The sequence below is a fragment of the Ruania rhizosphaerae genome, from assembly GCF_009805705.1.
GTDB classification, from domain to species: Bacteria; Actinomycetota; Actinomycetes; order Actinomycetales; family Beutenbergiaceae; genus Ruania; species Ruania rhizosphaerae.
The window spans coordinates 62,535-77,319 of record NZ_VSMB01000012.1; the positions used below are offsets into that span (position 1 = coordinate 62,535).

At 68.0% G+C, this 14,785-nt stretch carries 17 protein-coding genes; 2 read left to right on the forward strand and 15 right to left on the reverse strand.

Annotation, left to right across the window (positions count from 1 at the left end; genetic code table 11):
• Nucleotides 1-10 precede the first annotated feature (10 nt).
• Genes FV560_RS15720 through FV560_RS15730 form a run of 3 tightly spaced genes read right to left on the reverse strand, consistent with a single transcriptional unit; the run spans nucleotide 11 to nucleotide 1,859 of the window.
• Nucleotides 11-730, reverse strand: coding sequence for a hypothetical protein (locus FV560_RS15720; protein WP_159622508.1), 720 nt, complete (start codon nucleotides 728-730; stop codon nucleotides 11-13).
• The gene (locus tag FV560_RS15725) at nucleotides 727-1,203 is read right to left on the reverse strand and encodes a hypothetical protein (RefSeq protein WP_159622509.1); all 477 of its coding nucleotides are present in this window, start codon (nucleotides 1,201-1,203) and stop codon (nucleotides 727-729) included. Before FV560_RS15725 ends, FV560_RS15720 begins: the two co-directional genes overlap by 4 nt.
• Nucleotides 1,200-1,859, reverse strand: coding sequence for a hypothetical protein (locus FV560_RS15730; protein ID WP_159622510.1), 660 nt, complete (start codon nucleotides 1,857-1,859; stop codon nucleotides 1,200-1,202). The genes FV560_RS15725 and FV560_RS15730 overlap by 4 nt, the downstream gene beginning before the upstream one ends.
• Nucleotides 1,860-2,030: 171 nt before the next feature.
• Here FV560_RS15730 and FV560_RS15735 point away from each other — a divergent pair, with 171 nt between their 5' ends.
• Complete coding sequence (locus FV560_RS15735) at nucleotides 2,031-3,479, forward strand: lipase maturation factor family protein (RefSeq protein ID WP_159622511.1); 1,449 nt, start codon at nucleotides 2,031-2,033, stop codon at nucleotides 3,477-3,479.
• Here FV560_RS15735 and FV560_RS15740 read toward each other — a convergent pair.
• The gene (locus FV560_RS15740; protein ID WP_159622512.1) at nucleotides 3,462-4,283 is read right to left on the reverse strand and encodes a DUF427 domain-containing protein; all 822 of its coding nucleotides are present in this window, start codon (nucleotides 4,281-4,283) and stop codon (nucleotides 3,462-3,464) included. The genes FV560_RS15735 and FV560_RS15740 overlap by 18 nt on opposite strands.
• 116 nt (nucleotides 4,284-4,399) lie before the next feature.
• Complete coding sequence (locus FV560_RS15745; RefSeq protein ID WP_159622513.1) at nucleotides 4,400-4,984, reverse strand: TetR/AcrR family transcriptional regulator; 585 nt, start codon at nucleotides 4,982-4,984, stop codon at nucleotides 4,400-4,402.
• 134 nt (nucleotides 4,985-5,118) lie between these two features.
• Here FV560_RS15745 and FV560_RS15750 point away from each other — a divergent pair, with 134 nt between their 5' ends.
• Nucleotides 5,119-6,051 (forward strand): Rossmann-fold NAD(P)-binding domain-containing protein, encoded by a 933-nt coding sequence (locus FV560_RS15750; RefSeq protein WP_159622514.1) that lies wholly within the window; start codon nucleotides 5,119-5,121, stop codon nucleotides 6,049-6,051.
• A 6-nt stretch (nucleotides 6,052-6,057) separates the two neighbouring features.
• Here the strand turns inward: FV560_RS15750 and FV560_RS15755 are convergent, their stop codons facing one another.
• The 10 genes from FV560_RS15755 to FV560_RS15800 form a co-directional block, all read right to left on the reverse strand.
• Complete coding sequence (locus FV560_RS15755; RefSeq protein WP_159622515.1) at nucleotides 6,058-7,050, reverse strand: aldo/keto reductase; 993 nt, start codon at nucleotides 7,048-7,050, stop codon at nucleotides 6,058-6,060.
• Between the two features lie 62 nt (nucleotides 7,051-7,112).
• Nucleotides 7,113-7,886, reverse strand: a complete 774-nt coding sequence (locus FV560_RS15760; RefSeq protein ID WP_159622516.1) for an ABC transporter permease — start codon at nucleotides 7,884-7,886, stop codon at nucleotides 7,113-7,115.
• A complete protein-coding gene (locus tag FV560_RS15765) occupies nucleotides 7,883-8,701 on the reverse strand; it encodes an ABC transporter ATP-binding protein (RefSeq protein ID WP_275401912.1) in 819 nt (272 codons plus the stop codon). Before FV560_RS15765 ends, FV560_RS15760 begins: the two co-directional genes overlap by 4 nt.
• Nucleotides 8,698-9,060, reverse strand: coding sequence for a DUF1048 domain-containing protein (locus FV560_RS15770; protein WP_159622517.1), 363 nt, complete (start codon nucleotides 9,058-9,060; stop codon nucleotides 8,698-8,700). The genes FV560_RS15765 and FV560_RS15770 overlap by 4 nt, the downstream gene beginning before the upstream one ends.
• Nucleotides 9,057-9,389, reverse strand: a complete 333-nt coding sequence (locus FV560_RS15775) for a PadR family transcriptional regulator (protein ID WP_159622518.1) — start codon at nucleotides 9,387-9,389, stop codon at nucleotides 9,057-9,059. The genes FV560_RS15770 and FV560_RS15775 overlap by 4 nt, the downstream gene beginning before the upstream one ends.
• A gap of 103 nt (nucleotides 9,390-9,492) precedes the next feature.
• Nucleotides 9,493-9,906 carry an NUDIX hydrolase gene (locus FV560_RS15780; RefSeq protein WP_159622519.1) on the reverse strand — a complete coding sequence of 138 codons (414 nt, stop codon included), beginning with the start codon at nucleotides 9,904-9,906 and terminating at the stop codon, nucleotides 9,493-9,495.
• Nucleotides 9,903-10,424: a cob(I)yrinic acid a,c-diamide adenosyltransferase gene (locus FV560_RS15785; RefSeq protein WP_159622520.1), complete on the reverse strand. Its 522-nt coding sequence runs from the start codon at nucleotides 10,422-10,424 to the stop codon at nucleotides 9,903-9,905. Before FV560_RS15785 ends, FV560_RS15780 begins: the two co-directional genes overlap by 4 nt.
• Nucleotides 10,363-11,616, reverse strand: a complete 1,254-nt coding sequence (locus tag FV560_RS15790) for an ABC transporter ATP-binding protein (RefSeq protein ID WP_159622521.1) — start codon at nucleotides 11,614-11,616, stop codon at nucleotides 10,363-10,365. The genes FV560_RS15785 and FV560_RS15790 overlap by 62 nt, the downstream gene beginning before the upstream one ends.
• Nucleotides 11,613-13,433 (reverse strand): ABC transporter permease, encoded by a 1,821-nt coding sequence (locus tag FV560_RS15795; RefSeq protein WP_159622522.1) that lies wholly within the window; start codon nucleotides 13,431-13,433, stop codon nucleotides 11,613-11,615. Before FV560_RS15795 ends, FV560_RS15790 begins: the two co-directional genes overlap by 4 nt.
• Complete coding sequence (locus FV560_RS15800; RefSeq protein ID WP_159622523.1) at nucleotides 13,430-14,503, reverse strand: ABC transporter substrate-binding protein; 1,074 nt, start codon at nucleotides 14,501-14,503, stop codon at nucleotides 13,430-13,432. The genes FV560_RS15795 and FV560_RS15800 overlap by 4 nt, the downstream gene beginning before the upstream one ends.
• Nucleotides 14,504-14,785: the final 282 nt, after the last annotated feature.

Sequence of the window (14,785 nt, forward strand, 5' to 3'; positions counted from 1 at the left end):
CGCCTGACTGTCAGGCACCACGGTCGGCCAGCTGCTGGTGTGATTCCACCCAGAGCTGGTCGACCATGGCCTTGTCCTCGTCGGTGAACACGGGCGTGCACCGGGCCACGACATCGTTCATGATCTCCAGGCAGCGGGGTCGATCCCCTGCCTCGGCGTACATCGAGGCCAGGATCATCCCGTTCAGACCTGCCTCCCGTGACCAGCCGTTCTCCCGCAGGTCCTGTGCCACCACTCTCTGCTGCTCGGCGATGGCATCGGGCAACCGCCCGCGCTCCCACAGCCGGTGGGCTCGTGCAAGCCGGGCATCGTAGCGGGTGTCGGGGTCGATCCGAAGCATGGCCGATCCGGCCAGCACGAGCAGGCCACCGGCACCGGTGACCCATACGCCCACGCCCACGCCTACGCCGTCGGGAATGCTGGAGGCCGAGGCGATCGGCCAGAGCAAGCCCACCGTGCCGCTCACCGCGAGCAGCAGCCGAGCACGTGCCCCTCGACGCCAGGCGAACAGCCCGGTCAGGAGGAGCGAGAGGCACGCGAGGACGACGGTGACCCACGCGTCACCACCGGCGAGACCCTGCCTCAGGCCGAGCGCGTCCACCCCGTCAGCCGTGTGCCGACCGAAGACGGCGCCCTCGGCGTCGACCCAGGGAAGGAGCGACCCGGCCCCGAGCACCACACTCCCCGCAGCCGCGATCAGCACCGCCGGCGTGCGGATCAGGGCGCTCACCAGATCCTCGCCACCGACGCGGTGGTGGTCACCTGCGTGGTCCACAGCAGCAACGGCACCATGATCACCGCGAGAGCGACCAGCGGGTAGGAGAGGATCCGTGCCCGGGTATCACGCAGGAGTCCGGCGAGCACCACCAAGCCGCCCGGGAGCATCAGCATGAGGATCCCCGTCCCGACCAGGTAACGCAGCACACCCTCACCCGGTGCAGGGAACAGCGGCGCCAACCAGGAGTCGGTGCCCAGCCACTCCACTCCGTTGACGAGTCCAGCTGCGAGCTGTGAGACGACCCACAACGGCAGCGCCAGGAAGAGCGGCCAAATCGGCAAGGGAGTGCTCGGGGCGCGCGATCCGGCGTCCTGACGGGCGAGAGACTCGTTGATCGACTTGTTGTGTAGGTAGTCGAATGCACCGGCGTCGCCGCGCTGGGAGAGCTTCTTGACCTCGCTGTCGTCCATGAAGTCATAACTCATGCTGGCCTCACGTCTCCCAGAACAGGGCGGAGCAGGCGGCGAGCAGCCCGCCGCCTCCCCGACCGGATGATCAGCGCCCAGACCAGCATGACCACCGCGCCACCGATCGCCACCAGCAGAACCAGCACCGACGGCTGGTCAGGCGCTGGGCCGGCGGAGAAGCCCGCGATCGCGCTCTCCGGGGGATCGGCGGCAGTGGCCACGCTCAGGCGGTACTCCCCTGGGGTCAGCTCGACATCGGCGATCCCGTGGCCGATCAGGTTCGTCTCCGCATCGAGCCGGTACGTGCCACCGGTGGGCCGCTGCAGCGCCATCGGCTCGGCCCCGTCACCCGGCACGATCTCGACGCCGAACCCACCGTCACCGGCCAGTGCCTGCGCGAGGGCCTCGGACTGTTCGACTCCGGCGCGAGTGTCGAGGTAGATCGACCAGGCACCGGCGTCGGCGACATTGAGTGTCAGAGCCTCGCTGGTGGAACGCTGCAAGTCGGCAGCGGCGGCATCACGGCCTGCCTGCACCCCGTAGGCCCACCCGAACACGGCTACCAGGATCAGGACGTATCCCAAGAATGGCGCCAGATAAGCCCGGCGCCGTGGACCGGTCCGGGTACGCCAACCACGTGGGAGCGGCTGAGTCGCCGTACTGGGATCAGCCATCGGCGTCCTCCCTCGGTCGGTGGCGCGCACCGGAACGTGCAGCACCGTCGCAAGGAACATAGCGACGCGCTGATCACCAGTGCAACACCTGGTCTCGTGCACGAGCGCAGGGAGAGCGGCAGACTGGCCACGAGACGGCGAGCGGGATGGGCGTGTACCCGGGAGGCGCTGGTGGAGTGGTTCACGGCCGACAACTATGACGCGGCGCGGTTCGTGTTGCAGCGCGGGATCGCTGCCCTCTACCTGATCGCGTTCGTCGCCGTGCTGCGTCAGTTCGTCCCGCTGCTCGGCACACGTGGATTGTTGCCGGTACCGGACTTCCTGGAGCGGGCCGGCTCACGTGCGGGGCCCACTCTGTTCCGGTGGCGCTACAGCGACCGGTTGGTGGTGGCGACGGCGTGGGCCGGGATCGCGGGCTCTCTCACCCTGGTCGTGGGCCTGCCGCAGCAGGGGCCGCCCTGGGTCCCGCTGGTGACGTTCGCTCTGCTCTACCTGATGTACTTGTCCGTGGTGAACGTCGGGCAGGTGTTCTACGGGTTCGGGTGGGAATCGCTGCTGCTGGAGGCCGGCTTCCTGGCAGCGTTCCTGGGGTCGAACGACGTCGCTCCCCCACTCCTGGTGCTGCTCGCCTTCCGGTGGCTGCTCTTCCGGGTGGAGTTCGGCGCCGGGATGATCAAGATGCGAGGCGACCGTGCGTGGCGGGATCTGACGGCGCTGTATTACCACCACGAGACCCAGCCCATGCCGGGGCCGTTGAGCTGGTTCTTCCATCACCTCCCTCGACCACTGCACCGCATCGAGGTGCTTGCCAATCACGTAGTCCAGCTGGTGGTGCCGTTCGCACTGTTCCTCCCCCAACCGATCGCCTCGATCGCGGCCGGACTGATGATCCTCACGCAATTGTGGTTGGTACTCTCCGGGAACTTCGCCTGGTTGAACTGGCTCACGATGCTGCTGGCATTCGCGGCGGTCGGGGACGATCAGCTGGTCGCACTCGTACCCGCGCTGGGACCGGTCCTGGACGGCGGCTCACAGGCGACCGGGGCACTGTGGTGGGTGATTCTCGTGGGGGTGATGGCCGCCGTCACCGTGGTGCTGGCCGTGAGGCCGGCACTCAATCTGATCTCGGCGAACCAGGCCATGAACGCCTCCTACAACCGCTGGCACCTGGGTGGTGCCTACGGCGCGTTCGGGTCGATCACCCGCCGACGCGAGGAGGTCATAGTGGAGGGGACGAACGACCCGGACGGACGCACCGGCTGGCAGGAGTACGTCTTCCGCGGCAAGCCTGGACCGGTGAAACGCTGGCCGGCGCAGGTGGCGCCCTACCACCTGCGCCTCGATTGGGGCATGTGGTTCCTGGCGCTCGGGTCCGGCGGGCAGCACCGGTGGTTCACGGTGTTCCTCCGGCGACTGCTCGAGGCCGACCGGCGCACACTACGCCTGCTCGCTCGTGACCCGTTCGAGGGGCGGCGGCCACGGTGGGTCCGCGCTCGGGTCTTCCGGTACCGATACAGCACCTGGCACGAGTGGCGAGCCAGCGGCCACTGGTGGGTGCGCACTGTGAGCGGCAACCTGGCCGGGCCGCTCACCCTGGCAGCGTCAGGTACCGGTGGGTGACGTGGACCACTGGGTCTGCGGGCGCGGCTGCTCGACGCCGTCGACGCTCACGTCGCAGCGTTCGGAGAAGAAGCAGACCATGTCCTTGACCGGCACGGCGTCCTGCAGCGGGTGGAGGTAGGTCCAGGCGATGGCGGCGCCGGCCTCGCCGCTGGGCTCGTGACTGAGGTAGGACGCTTCGCCCTTGTAGGCGCAGGTGGTGCGGGTGTCGCTGGGGGTGAGCAGGTCGAGCCGGACGTCCTCGCGCGGCAGGTACCACCGTTGTGGCAGATAGGTTTCGAGCAGCAGCACCGGCCGAGTGGAGTCGGCCAGCATGACGCCGTCGAGGGCGATCCGGATGTGGCGTGATGACCGCAGGGTGTCGATCCGCTTGAACGGGTCGTGCGGGTGCCCGAAGACCTCCTGGTCCTCCTCGTGCCACGTGAAGGGAGCAAAGTCGAGCACGACGCGGTCGGCAAGATCGGGGTCGTCGGGTCGATACGCCGCGCCCGTCACCGGGCGCCCGTCGACGAGTATGGTCACCTCGGTGCCAGGCAGCGTGTACGTCGTGAGGTTCGGCGGTACGACCGGCGGTAGTTGCGCCACATCGGGCGAGATGTGGCCGCCGGACTCAAGAGGTACGGCGAAGTCGCGCGCGGGCAACGCGTACCGCGGCACGACCCGCCGCGGCTCCCACACCAGCCAGGCGCTCTCGGTGTCGGCCACCGGCTGCGCGTCGAGACTCACGCTGACCCGTTGTGGCCGCGGCTCGTAGCGCGTCTCGTCGCTGATCGGTGGGGCGAACTCGGAGAATCGAACGGCCATGAATCGATGGTGCCACTGACCCGCGCGGTTCGCTCCGCGGCATGCCTGGCCCGGCCCGGCAGCAGCGCTGCCGGTGGAGGGGGGGGAACGAGGTGTCCTGGTCGAGCCGATCGACCTCAGGCAGGCGCGCTTGCTCTCAGTGTCGCGAGCTGCCTCGCCTGGGCGACGATCGTCGCTCGCCGGCTCGCATCGCCGGCGTCAGCGTCCAGCACCACAGCGGTCAGCCCGGAGAGTGTCCACCAGCCGGTCACCAAGGTCAGCACCGACAGCAGCACGTCCGACCCGCATTCAGCGTCGACGCCGTGGAGCGCCGCACCGATCGCGGCGGCCCGGTCCTGGCAGAGTGCGGTGCGGCGTTCCACGGCGACAGGTTCGCTCAGTTCGAGGCTCTCCCACGCGAGCAGTCGAGCGATGAGCGGGCGGGCCTGGTAGTAATCGAACAGCCTGCCAGCGAAGCCCCCCACGGCATCCGGCCCTGTCCCGCGCACGGGCACGTCCTCGAGCAGGCTGTCGAGCTGGTCGGAGAGAACCGCCGCGAAGAAGCCGCGTTTGTCCCCGAAGTAGGAGTAGACGCGCTCCTTGTTCACACCGGCGTCGCGACCGATGGTCTCCATCCGGGCGCCCGCGAAGCCGTGTGCCGCGAACTGTCGTGCCCCGGCGTCGAGTAGCTTGCGCTGCGTTGCCTCGGTATCCCATGCCATGGCGTCTAGCCTACCCATCCCCAAACACCTGTTTGCAGATAGTCCACGATGAGCCGTAGAGTCACCTCCAAACACTTGTTTGGACTCTGGAGGTCGTTGATGTCTCAGCCGTACACGTACCGCGTTGTCGCCCGATGAGGGCCCTGGTCCTGGGGGCCCGCGGCGCGACCGGAAGCGTCGCGGCCGAGGAACTGCGGCGACGCGGCCACCACGTGACCCCTGCCGGGCGCACGCCACCGCCTCACGGCGTGGCGATCGACCTCACCTCCGAGGACGGGTGGCAGGCCCTTCGCCGGGTCGGCGCTGAGCACGACGTCGTCGTGAACGCCTCGGGGATCGAGGCTCCCGCTCTCGCGGAAGCAGTCGGCACCACCGCCCTCGCCGACCTCTCGGCGTCCGGCTCCTACCTCGCCCAACTCGCCGATGCCGCTCCACCGAATGCGACGGTGCTACGTGGCGTCGGTCTCGTTCCCGGTCTGAGCACCGTCCTCATCGAGGCGCTCCCCTCGCCCCCCGGAGGTGCAGTCGATGTCGCGATCGTCCTCGGAGCCGGTGAGCACCATGGTGCGGCGGCCGTGGAGTGGACAGTGGGGCTCGCAGGCAGTGCGATCCATGCGCCTCCGGAACGCACGCGCATGCTCAACCTTCGTGAGCGTCGGCGGTTCAGCGCGCACGGCGCTTCGCGCACCCATCTGCGGGCCGATTTCGGCGATCAGGTTCTCGTCCCGCCCGAGCGAGCCGCCGTCCGCGAGTATCTGGCGCTGGATTCGCGTGCCGCGACGGCAGCCCTGGCTCTGGTGGGCCGATTCCCGGCGCTGCGAACGCTGCTTCGCCACGCTCCCCATCTGGGCGCGGACTCGTGGAGCGTGGCGGCGTTCGATCGCACCTCAGGCCGGGCACTCTCGGCGCGAGGGGCGGGTCAGTCCCAGGCCACCGGCGTGCTGGCGGCGCGCGCGGCTGAACAACTCGTCCGCTCGAACGCTCACGGGGTGTTGACGATGGCGGACGTCATGACCCTTGCCGATCTACGAACGATCGCCGGTATCGAGCTGGCCGATCTGCCGTGAGGGCCCTCACCAGTGGGGATGGACCGCCGCCCGGATCCGGCGGTCATAGACGTCGCGCACAGCCGCATCGAATGCGTCGATGTCGAATCCATCCTCGATGAGCGTGCCGGCCCGCGCGTTCGAGGTCGCCTGGGCGGGGTTGCGTGCACCGGGGATCACACTCGTCACGCCTGGGCGCGAAGCGATCCAGGCGAGGGTCGCGGCCGGGAGAGGGACGCCGTCAGGAAGGGCGGTGGCGAGTTCCTGAGCAGCGGCCAGGCCGTGGTCGAAGTCGACGCCGGAGAAGGTCTCGCCCTTGTCGAAGGCTTCCCCGTGCCGGTTGAAGGTGCGGTGGTCGTCCGCGGCGAAGGTGGTGTCCGCGGTGTACGTGCCGGAGAGCAGCCCGGAGGCCAGGGGCACCCGTGCGAAGATCGCGACGCCGGCGGCCACAGCAGCGGGCAGCACCTCCTCGAGCGGCTTGAGCCGGAACGGGTTGAGGATGATCTGCACATTGGCCACGTTCGGTCGGGCGATGGCGTCGAGGGCCTGCTGGCAGGTCTCCACGGACACTCCGTAGGCGGCGATCGTACCGTCGGCCACCAGGGCATCGAGCGCGTCGTAGGTGGTGCCGGTCTCGATCACGGCTGAGGGTGGGCAGTGCAGCTGCACCAGGTCGAGCGTGTCGACGCCGAGATTGGCGCGGGAGCGGTCGGTCCAGGTGCGGAAGTTCTCTGGAGTGTAGTTCTCCGGCACCTGGTCGGCGCGGCGGCCCATCTTGGTGGCCACCGTGATGTCATGGCCGGGACGGTCGGCGAGGAACCGGCCGATGATCTCCTCACTGCGGCCATCGCCGTACACATCGGCCGTGTCGAAGAGATTCACTCCCGCGTCCGCCGAGGCAGAGAGCACGGCCCGGGCATCGGACTCACTGACCTCGCCCCAGTTGCCACCGAGCTGCCAGGTGCCGAGGCCGATCGCCGAGATCTGGCGGCCGGTCAGGCCGAGTGGACGGTGCTGCATCATTCCTCCGGGAGTTCGAGGCAGGGCGTGATGCTCCCCAGCCTCGCACAGGTCCCGCTCACTCAGGCGAGCCGTCGACGATAGATGAGGTTCGCCGTCACGAAGGCCACCAGCAGGATCGCGACCGTCCACGCGAGGGCGACCCAGAACTGGGACCCCACGGCCTGCTCCGTGAACAGGGCACGGATCGTGTCCACGATCGCCGTCACCGGCTGGTGCTCGGCGAACCACCGCAACGGGCCGGGCATGCTCTCGGTCGGAACGAACGCCGAGCTGAGGAAGGGCAGGAAGATCAGCGGGTAGGAGAACGCGCTCGCTCCGTCCACCGAACTCGCCGTGAGTCCCGGGATCACCGCCACCCAGGTGAGCGCCAGGGTGAACAGGACGAGGACTCCGGCCACTGCGAGCCAGGCGAGCACGCCGGCGCCGGTGCGGAAGCCCAGCAGGAAGGCCACCCCCACCACGATCACGAGGGAGACTACGTTCGCGACGACGGACGTCAGCACGTGGGCCCATGGCACCGCCGACCGGCCGATGGGCATCGAGCTGAACCGTTCGACGATCCCGCCCTGGACGTCCAGGAACAGCCGGTAGGCGGTGTAGGAGATCCCGGAGGCGATCGTGATGAGGAGGATTCCGGGGAGCAGATAGTTCACGTAGGACCCGGCACCCGCCCCCTGGCCGGTGTCGATGGCCCCGCCGAAGACGTAGACGAACAACAACATGAAGGCGATCGGCATCAGCGCGGTGGTGATGATCGTGTCGGGGCTGCGGAGGACGTGGCGCAACGAGCGTCCGGTGAGGGCGAGCGTGTCGCTCACGGCGTGGCTGGTCATCGTCGTTCCTTCTGGTCAGTCTGGTCAGTGTCAGTCTGGTTCGTATGGCCGATCACGGCGAGGAAGACGTCTTCGAGCGAGGGCTGCTTCTCGACGTACTCCACCTCGGCCGGCGGCAGGAGGTTCTTGAGCTCGACGAGCGTGCCGTCGACGATGATCCGCCCCTCGTGCAGGATCGCGATCCGGTCAGCGAGTTGCTCGGCCTCCTCCAGGTACTGCGTGGTGAGTAACACCGTGGTTCCGCCTGCGGCGAGCTTCCTGACGGCGTCCCACACCTCCCGGCGCCCCTGGGGGTCCAGGCCGGTGGTCGGTTCGTCCAGGACGATGACCTCGGGGTCGCCGACCAGGCTCATCGCGATGTCCAATCGCCGGCGCATCCCGCCGGAGTAGGTGGCCACGCGGCGGGAGCCGGCCTCGGTGAGCGAGAAGCGGGCGAGCAGGTCGTCGGCAATCTCGCGCGGATTGGGCAGGTGGCGCAGCCGGGAGATCAGGGTGAGGTTCTCCCGGCCGGTGAGAATCTCGTCGACTGCCGCGAACTGCCCGGTGAGGCTGATCCGCTCACGGACCGTCGCAGCGTCAGTGGTGACCTCGGCTCCAGCGACCGTGGCCGTGCCGGCATCGGGCGCGAGGAGAGTGGCGAGGATCTTCACCGTGGTGGTCTTGCCGGCTCCGTTGGATCCGAGCAGGGCGACGATCTTTCCCCGGGCCACATTCAGGTCGACACCGCGCAGCACCTGCAGGTCCCCATAGGACTTGCGTAGCCCCTGGATTCCGATGGCGGGATCCGCGGCGGGTTCTCGGGCGAGCGCGCTCACGATGTCTCCCCTGCTGCGTTGCGGATCGACTCCTGGAGACGGCGGCGCTCCTTGGCAATCCAGTGATCCTGGGAGTAGTTGGCCAGGAACGTCTCGGCGAACTCGACCGGATCCTCGCCTACGATCTGCCGGATCGGCGTTCCGTCGGCGGCGTGCTCCTCGAACAGATCGATCAGGTTGTCCAGCATCGTCATCATGGTGTTGCCGTTGGTGATGCCCGAGAAGTACATGGCGTACCGTTCGACGGCGCTGCATGCAGCGCGATAGGGCTCCGGCAACTCCTTCACACGAGCCTTGTACTGCCGCCAGCGGCGCTTGTCCCCCAGGTCGCCGACGACTTTCTCAATGAACTTGTTCATCGTGCCTCTCCTTCGCGGAGCTGCTCCAGCCTCTCGACCAGGAAGCTCCAAGTGGTCCAGAACTCTTCCAGGTGTGCACTGCCCTGGGCATTGAGGGAGTACACCTTGCGCGGGGGCCCCTTCTCGGAGGGCACCTTCTCCACGTCGACCAAACCCTTCTGCTCAAGTCGCACGAGCAGTGCGTAGACAGTGCCTTCGACGATCTCGGCGAAGCCCTGCTCTCGCAGCCGGGCAGTGATCTCGTAGCCGTAGGCGGGGCTCTCGGCGAGGAGCGCGAGGACGATGCCGTCCAACGTGCCCTTGAGCATCTCGGTGATCTGCTTGCCCACGAATGACCTCACTACTCGGCGTCACTAACTACCGGTAGAAAGTAACACTAAGTACCAGTAGATAGCAACACTGAGTAGTGGCCGGCGGCTCCGGTCGAGCGGCTCAGGGCAGTGCGACGGGAGGGGTGATGACATCGAGCAGGGAGCGGTCCTCCGCTCGTCGCAGCAGCGCCGTGGCGTCATCGATCGAGACCCACCTGCGGCCGTCGATCTCCCGGTTCGGCACGAAGTCGCGTTCGCCGACGACACTCATCAACCAGTAGTGCGTGCGCTTCGGACTGTCGGTCTCATCGGTGTAGACGATGGCGCCGACGTAGTCCCCCAGCTCGCACCGGAGTGCCGTCTCCTCCTCAACTTCACGCAGCGCTGCGTCTGCGATGCCCTCCCCCGGGTCGACCTTCCCCTTGGGCAGGGACCAGTCGTCGTATTTCGGGCGATGGATGAGCACGAGTTCGGGACCATGCGCCCTCACGCGCACCACGATGCCACCGGCTGCGATGACCATCGACGGACTCATGTGCTGAGGATGCCTTTCTTGCCGTCGTGCTCGACCATGTCGAACCGGGTGACTGTGTCGGCCAGCTCGCAGAACTCGGCCACGCTGTGCCGTCCGGTGATGATCACACTCACCCCGGGATGACGGTGCTGAATCGTCTCGACGACCTCGGTCACCTCGAGCCACCCGCTGTGGATCGCATGCGTCAACTCGTCGAGTACGAGGAGGCTCGGCTCCGGCTCGGTGAGTGCCTCGCGGGCATGGCCCAGGGCCACCTGGGCCAGCGCCGTCGGATCGCGGGAGCCCCAGGTGAGGTCGGGCGAGAGCACTGGCCAGTGGATGCCGAGTGGGCCGGCCTGTGAGATCTCCGCGGCGTTCCAGGAACCTCCCTTGAGGAACTGGACGACCGTCGTTGGCCAGCCGCGACCCCGGGCGCGCACGGCATAGCCGATCGCCGCCGCGCTCTTGCCCCAGCCCTCACCGGTGAACAGCATCACGATCCCACCCTGACCAGGCGGGGCTGCCTTCCTCGCGCTCACGGATCGATCCTCTCAGCGCCGGCTCGGCGAGTCGATCCTGCGCGCCGAAGATCAGCACCCCGGTGGGGTCGATCCGCACGTGCACCGGCTCGTCTCGATCGAGCCTGTGTTCGCTGGCGAACACGAGTGAGCCGCCGACCGCGTGCTCACCCGGCGAGTGGGCCACATTGAGCCGGGTGCGATAGGCACTGCCCTCGAAGACCGAGGACTGCACCAGGCCGCTGACGATGTTCGGTCCACTCTCGTGCGCGCTCACCATGTGGATGGCGTCAGCGTGCACGTGGACTGTCGGTGCCGCCGTCCCGTCGTGGGCCGACGCATCGCCGCCGCAGTCTCGTCCGTGCAGCGAGAACGACCCGATCACGGCTCTGGCCGTCTCAGGTACGTCCCGGTACGCGGCGTCGGGGGTCAGCGTCGAGGAGAACCCAGCGAGACTGGCCACCCACGTCGACCGTGGCCGGGTGAAGAGCCCCTGCGGCGAGTCGAGCTGCACGATCCGGCCCTGATGCAGCACCAGGATGCGATCAGCGAGTGCGAGGGCCTCACTGACATCGTGCGTGACGTAGATCGTGGTGGTACCGAGCGAAGCCAGCAGGGTGGCGAGCTCTTCGCGCATGGCGGCACGCAGCTGCACGTCGAGATTGGACAACGGTTCGTCGAAGAGCAGGAGCTCAGGCGACGTGGCGAGTGCCCGCGCGATGGCAACCCGCTGCTGCTGGCCGCCGGAGATCTCGGCCGGACGGCGATCCGCCAGCCCGTCCAGCTGCAGGAACCGCATCAGCTCCTCCACGCGCGCGGCCCGTTCGGCCGAGTTCACCCGGTGGGCGCCATACCGCAATCCATAGCCGATGATGTCGCGTACCGGCATGTGCGGCCAGAGTGCGTAGTCCTGGAACACCATGTTGATCCCACGTCTGTCCGGTGGGACGAGCAGACCTGGTCGGGAGAGCAGGCGATCGCCGACCCGGATCTCGCCGGCATCCGGGCTCTCGAGCCCCGCTACGAGCCGGAGCAATGTCGATTTGCCGCATCCGGACGGTCCGAGCACGCACAGCGTCTCGCCCGCCTCGATCGTGACACTCAGATCGTCGACGGCTCGCCTTCCGCGTTCGTACTCCTTGGACACACTGGTGATCTCCAGAGGCACGCCTGGAGCGGTGAGTGCGGTCGTGGGTTCGCTGAACGTGGTCATGGCAGCTGGCCTCTCGTCGTGCGGCTCGATGGCGATGCGTGATCGGTGGGAGCGGCGGCGCCTCGCCGGGTAGGTCCGATAGGGGCCCCGGGGGCCAGCAGCACCATCCCGAGGCGGGAGGCGACCAGCGCGCAGACGACCACCAGCACGGCCGTGAAGAGCGCCCCGGCGGTGGCGTATCCGTAGTGCCCGCGATCGAACTCCATGAGGATCTCCACCGGAAGTGTGGTGAAGGACGGTGGCGCGAGCATGGTGGTCGCGGCAAGGTCGAACACACTCGAGGCGAACACGGCCGCCAGCGCCGAGACGACCGCGGCGGCCACGACCGGCAGCAGCACCGTGCGCAGGCGGACGAACAGACCCGCACCGCTGAGTGCCGCGGCGTGCAGGAAGGCCGGAGGAACCTGCGCGAGCGCACCGAGCTGTAGCCGGACGGCCACCGGCAGGGCGGTGGCCACTCCGGCGAAGACCAACAGAACGGGTGAGCCGTACAGAGACAGCCCGAGACCCGCGAGCACGGGCTGGTTCCAGAGGAAGATATAGCCGACCGCCAGTACGATGCCCGGCACAGCGAGGGCGACCGTGCCGGACAAGTCGATGAAGACCTTCCCGCGGAACCCGGTGAATGTGAGCACGACTGCGATGAGGAATCCGAGGACGGTGGTCAGGATGGCAACTGTCGCAGCGATCGCCAGCGAGTTGGTGGCACCGGTGAGCATCACGCTGCCGCGGGCGAAGATCTCACCGTAGTGTTCGAGCGTGAAGTTCCCGGGAGCCAGACCACCGGCGGCCGAACGTGAGAGCGAGACCTGCAGTGACGAGCCGAGCGGGATACCGAGCACGAGCAGCACGACCAGGACCGTCACCGCGGTCCATGCCCATGGCCTGCGTGCGCGTGGGACGATCACCCGCGAGGCGCGGTTGGTGAGGAAATCAAAGCGGGATCGGCGCAGGATCCGCATGTAGACGATGATGGCGAGCGCAAGGATCACGATGAGGTAGAAGGACAGCACCCCTCCGAGCTCGAACCGGACCGGGCTCTGCCGTACGGAAGCGTAGATCGAGTACGGCAGCGTGGGATAGCTGTATGAGGTGGACAGCGCAGCGGGCAGCCCGAAGTCGCCGAGGACGTCGACGAAGACGAGGATCGCACCAGAAATCAGGGCGGGTGCCAGCAGCGGGAGCCGGACTGTCCGCAAGACGGTCAGCGGGCCCGCTCCGCTCAGCGCAGCGGCCTGGCGGTAGGAACTGTCGTCCCAGCGGAGTGCGGCCGAGGTCGCCAGGTAGGCGAGCGGGTACTGGGTCAGGCTCATGATGACGATCAGCCCACCAGGCGAGAACACCAGGGGGCCGACCCAGTCTGCGCCGAAAGAGTTGGCCGCCACGCCACTCGGTGAGGCGAACAACACCCAGCCCTGCGCGAGGATGAAGGAGGGACTCACGAGCAACACCCAGGCGGCGCCGTCGAGAATCCCTACCCCTGGGTAGGCGACACTGTGACGCAGGATCGCAAGCGCGGAACCGAAGCCTCCGCCGAGGACCATCGCCCCGGACGCCAGGGTGAGCGAGTTCACCAGGCTCGCCTGCCACAGCGGTCTCTCCCCGATCTCGGTGAGCAGCCCGGGCTGGAACGACCAGTCCGGTGTGAGGCCGATCCCCGGGAAGACCCCTTGTGCGAGCACGAACAGGAGGGGCAGGCCGACCAGGACGACGAGCACACCGACCAGGACCGAGCCGAGCCCGTTCTCCGCGCGTGGAAGGCTCAGCCTGGGGCGACTGGCAGCCGCCCCAGTTGCCGGCCCGGCCGACGACGTCACCGGACCGACTGGTTCGCGAACCAGTCCTTGATCTCAGCCTCCTGATCGGCGGCGAACTGCCCGTCAGTGATCAGCAGCGGCGCGTCCTGCGGGCGTTGCTGCGGCAGGGAGGACGTGTCCGTTCCGGTGACGTACGGGGTGAGGATGCCGTCGTTCTCGCCGTGTTCCATGAGGTAGCCCATGGTCTCCGCGGTCAGCAGCCAGTCGACGAGCGCAGCAGCGGCACATGGGCGCGGGGTGTCAGCACTGATCGCCACGCCCCGGACGACGCCGGGCGCCCCGTCGTCGGGCCAGACGAAGTCGACCGGATCGCCCGCATCGATCAGCTCGTAGACGTTCTGCTCCTGCAGGGCGGCAACGGGCACCTCGCCGGAGGCCAGGGCCTGGCCGACGGGTCCGTTCTTGGGATAGGTGTTAAGTCCGTTCTCCATGAGCGCACCGAAATACTGTTCCGCACCCTCGGTGCCGCGGTCCTGGAAGAACCAGGACACGATCGGATAAGCGGGCGCTGCCACAGCCGGGTCAGCGATGCCGACCGGCGCATAGTGGGGCTCGGTCAGGTCGTCCCAGGTCCGGGGAGCCTCAGCGGCGTCGATCACGTCGGTGTTGTACGCGATCACGGCGGCAGCATGTTCGCTGATCGGAAGCCATGCGTTGTCCTCCGGCGCGATGCTCTGACCGCGGTCGTCAAGGTTCTCGCGGCTCTGGGAGCTCCAGCCGGTGAGCAGCTCTCCGCGGTCGGCGAGCCCCTGCAGGCTGCCATGCCCGTCCAGGACGACGACATCCCACTGGGGGTTGTTCGCCTCGGCCGCGATGCGAGCCAGGATCTCGCCGCCACCGAGGTCGGCGATCTCGGTCGCGATCCCGGTGTCTTCGGTGAACTGGTCGCTGAGGACGGGACCCCATGGGTTGAGGTAGACGCGCAACGGCCCGTCCTCGGCTGCGCAGCCCGGTTCGGGTGCCGCATCTGCTCCTTCGGCGGGCTGGGTGGCTCCGGCGCCACAGGCACCGAGGGTGAGGACCGCCGCGCTCCCGAGAGCGATGGCACTGTATCGAGTCTTCCGTGTCACTGTGATCCTCCGGTTCGAGTGGGCTGGAGCGGCGCACACGATCCGTGTGCGTGTGACTCGACGATCGCGCCTGGATCCGAACGCCACCCGCCATTCACGTAACAGTCACTCTCCGCGAACATGAACTCCTGAGAAAGGCGGACGGGCTCGCCACCCGACTGTTCATGCTCTCGTCACCCGCGCGACACTCTGGTGCGATGCGCGAGCCCAGACCAGCCGGCCAGACATCGCCATCGTGGGTAGGCTGGCCCCCGTATGGACCGGGGATCTCAACCACCGGCC

Bases quoted from the DNA above. Each gene is read 5' to 3' on its own strand.
- FV560_RS15725 (WP_159622509.1), bottom strand. From the start codon at position 1,203: ATGAGTTATGACTTCATGGACGACAGCGAGGTCAAGAAGCTCTCCCAG.
- FV560_RS15745 (WP_159622513.1), bottom strand. From the start codon at position 4,984: ATGGCATGGGATACCGAGGCAACGCAGCGCAAGCTACTCGACGCCGGG.
- FV560_RS15770 (WP_159622517.1), bottom strand. From the start codon at position 9,060: ATGAACAAGTTCATTGAGAAAGTCGTCGGCGACCTGGGGGACAAGCGC.
- FV560_RS15750 (WP_159622514.1), top strand. From the start codon at position 5,119: ATGAGGGCCCTGGTCCTGGGGGCCCGCGGCGCGACCGGAAGCGTCGCG.
- FV560_RS15740 (WP_159622512.1), bottom strand. From the start codon at position 4,283: ATGGCCGTTCGATTCTCCGAGTTCGCCCCACCGATCAGCGACGAGACG.
- FV560_RS15755 (WP_159622515.1), bottom strand. From the start codon at position 7,050: ATGCAGCACCGTCCACTCGGCCTGACCGGCCGCCAGATCTCGGCGATC.
- FV560_RS15780 (WP_159622519.1), bottom strand. From the start codon at position 9,906: ATGAGTCCGTCGATGGTCATCGCAGCCGGTGGCATCGTGGTGCGCGTG.
- FV560_RS15730 (WP_159622510.1), bottom strand. From the start codon at position 1,859: ATGGCTGATCCCAGTACGGCGACTCAGCCGCTCCCACGTGGTTGGCGT.
- FV560_RS15790 (WP_159622521.1), bottom strand. From the start codon at position 11,616: ATGACCACGTTCAGCGAACCCACGACCGCACTCACCGCTCCAGGCGTG.
- FV560_RS15760 (WP_159622516.1), bottom strand. From the start codon at position 7,886: ATGACCAGCCACGCCGTGAGCGACACGCTCGCCCTCACCGGACGCTCG.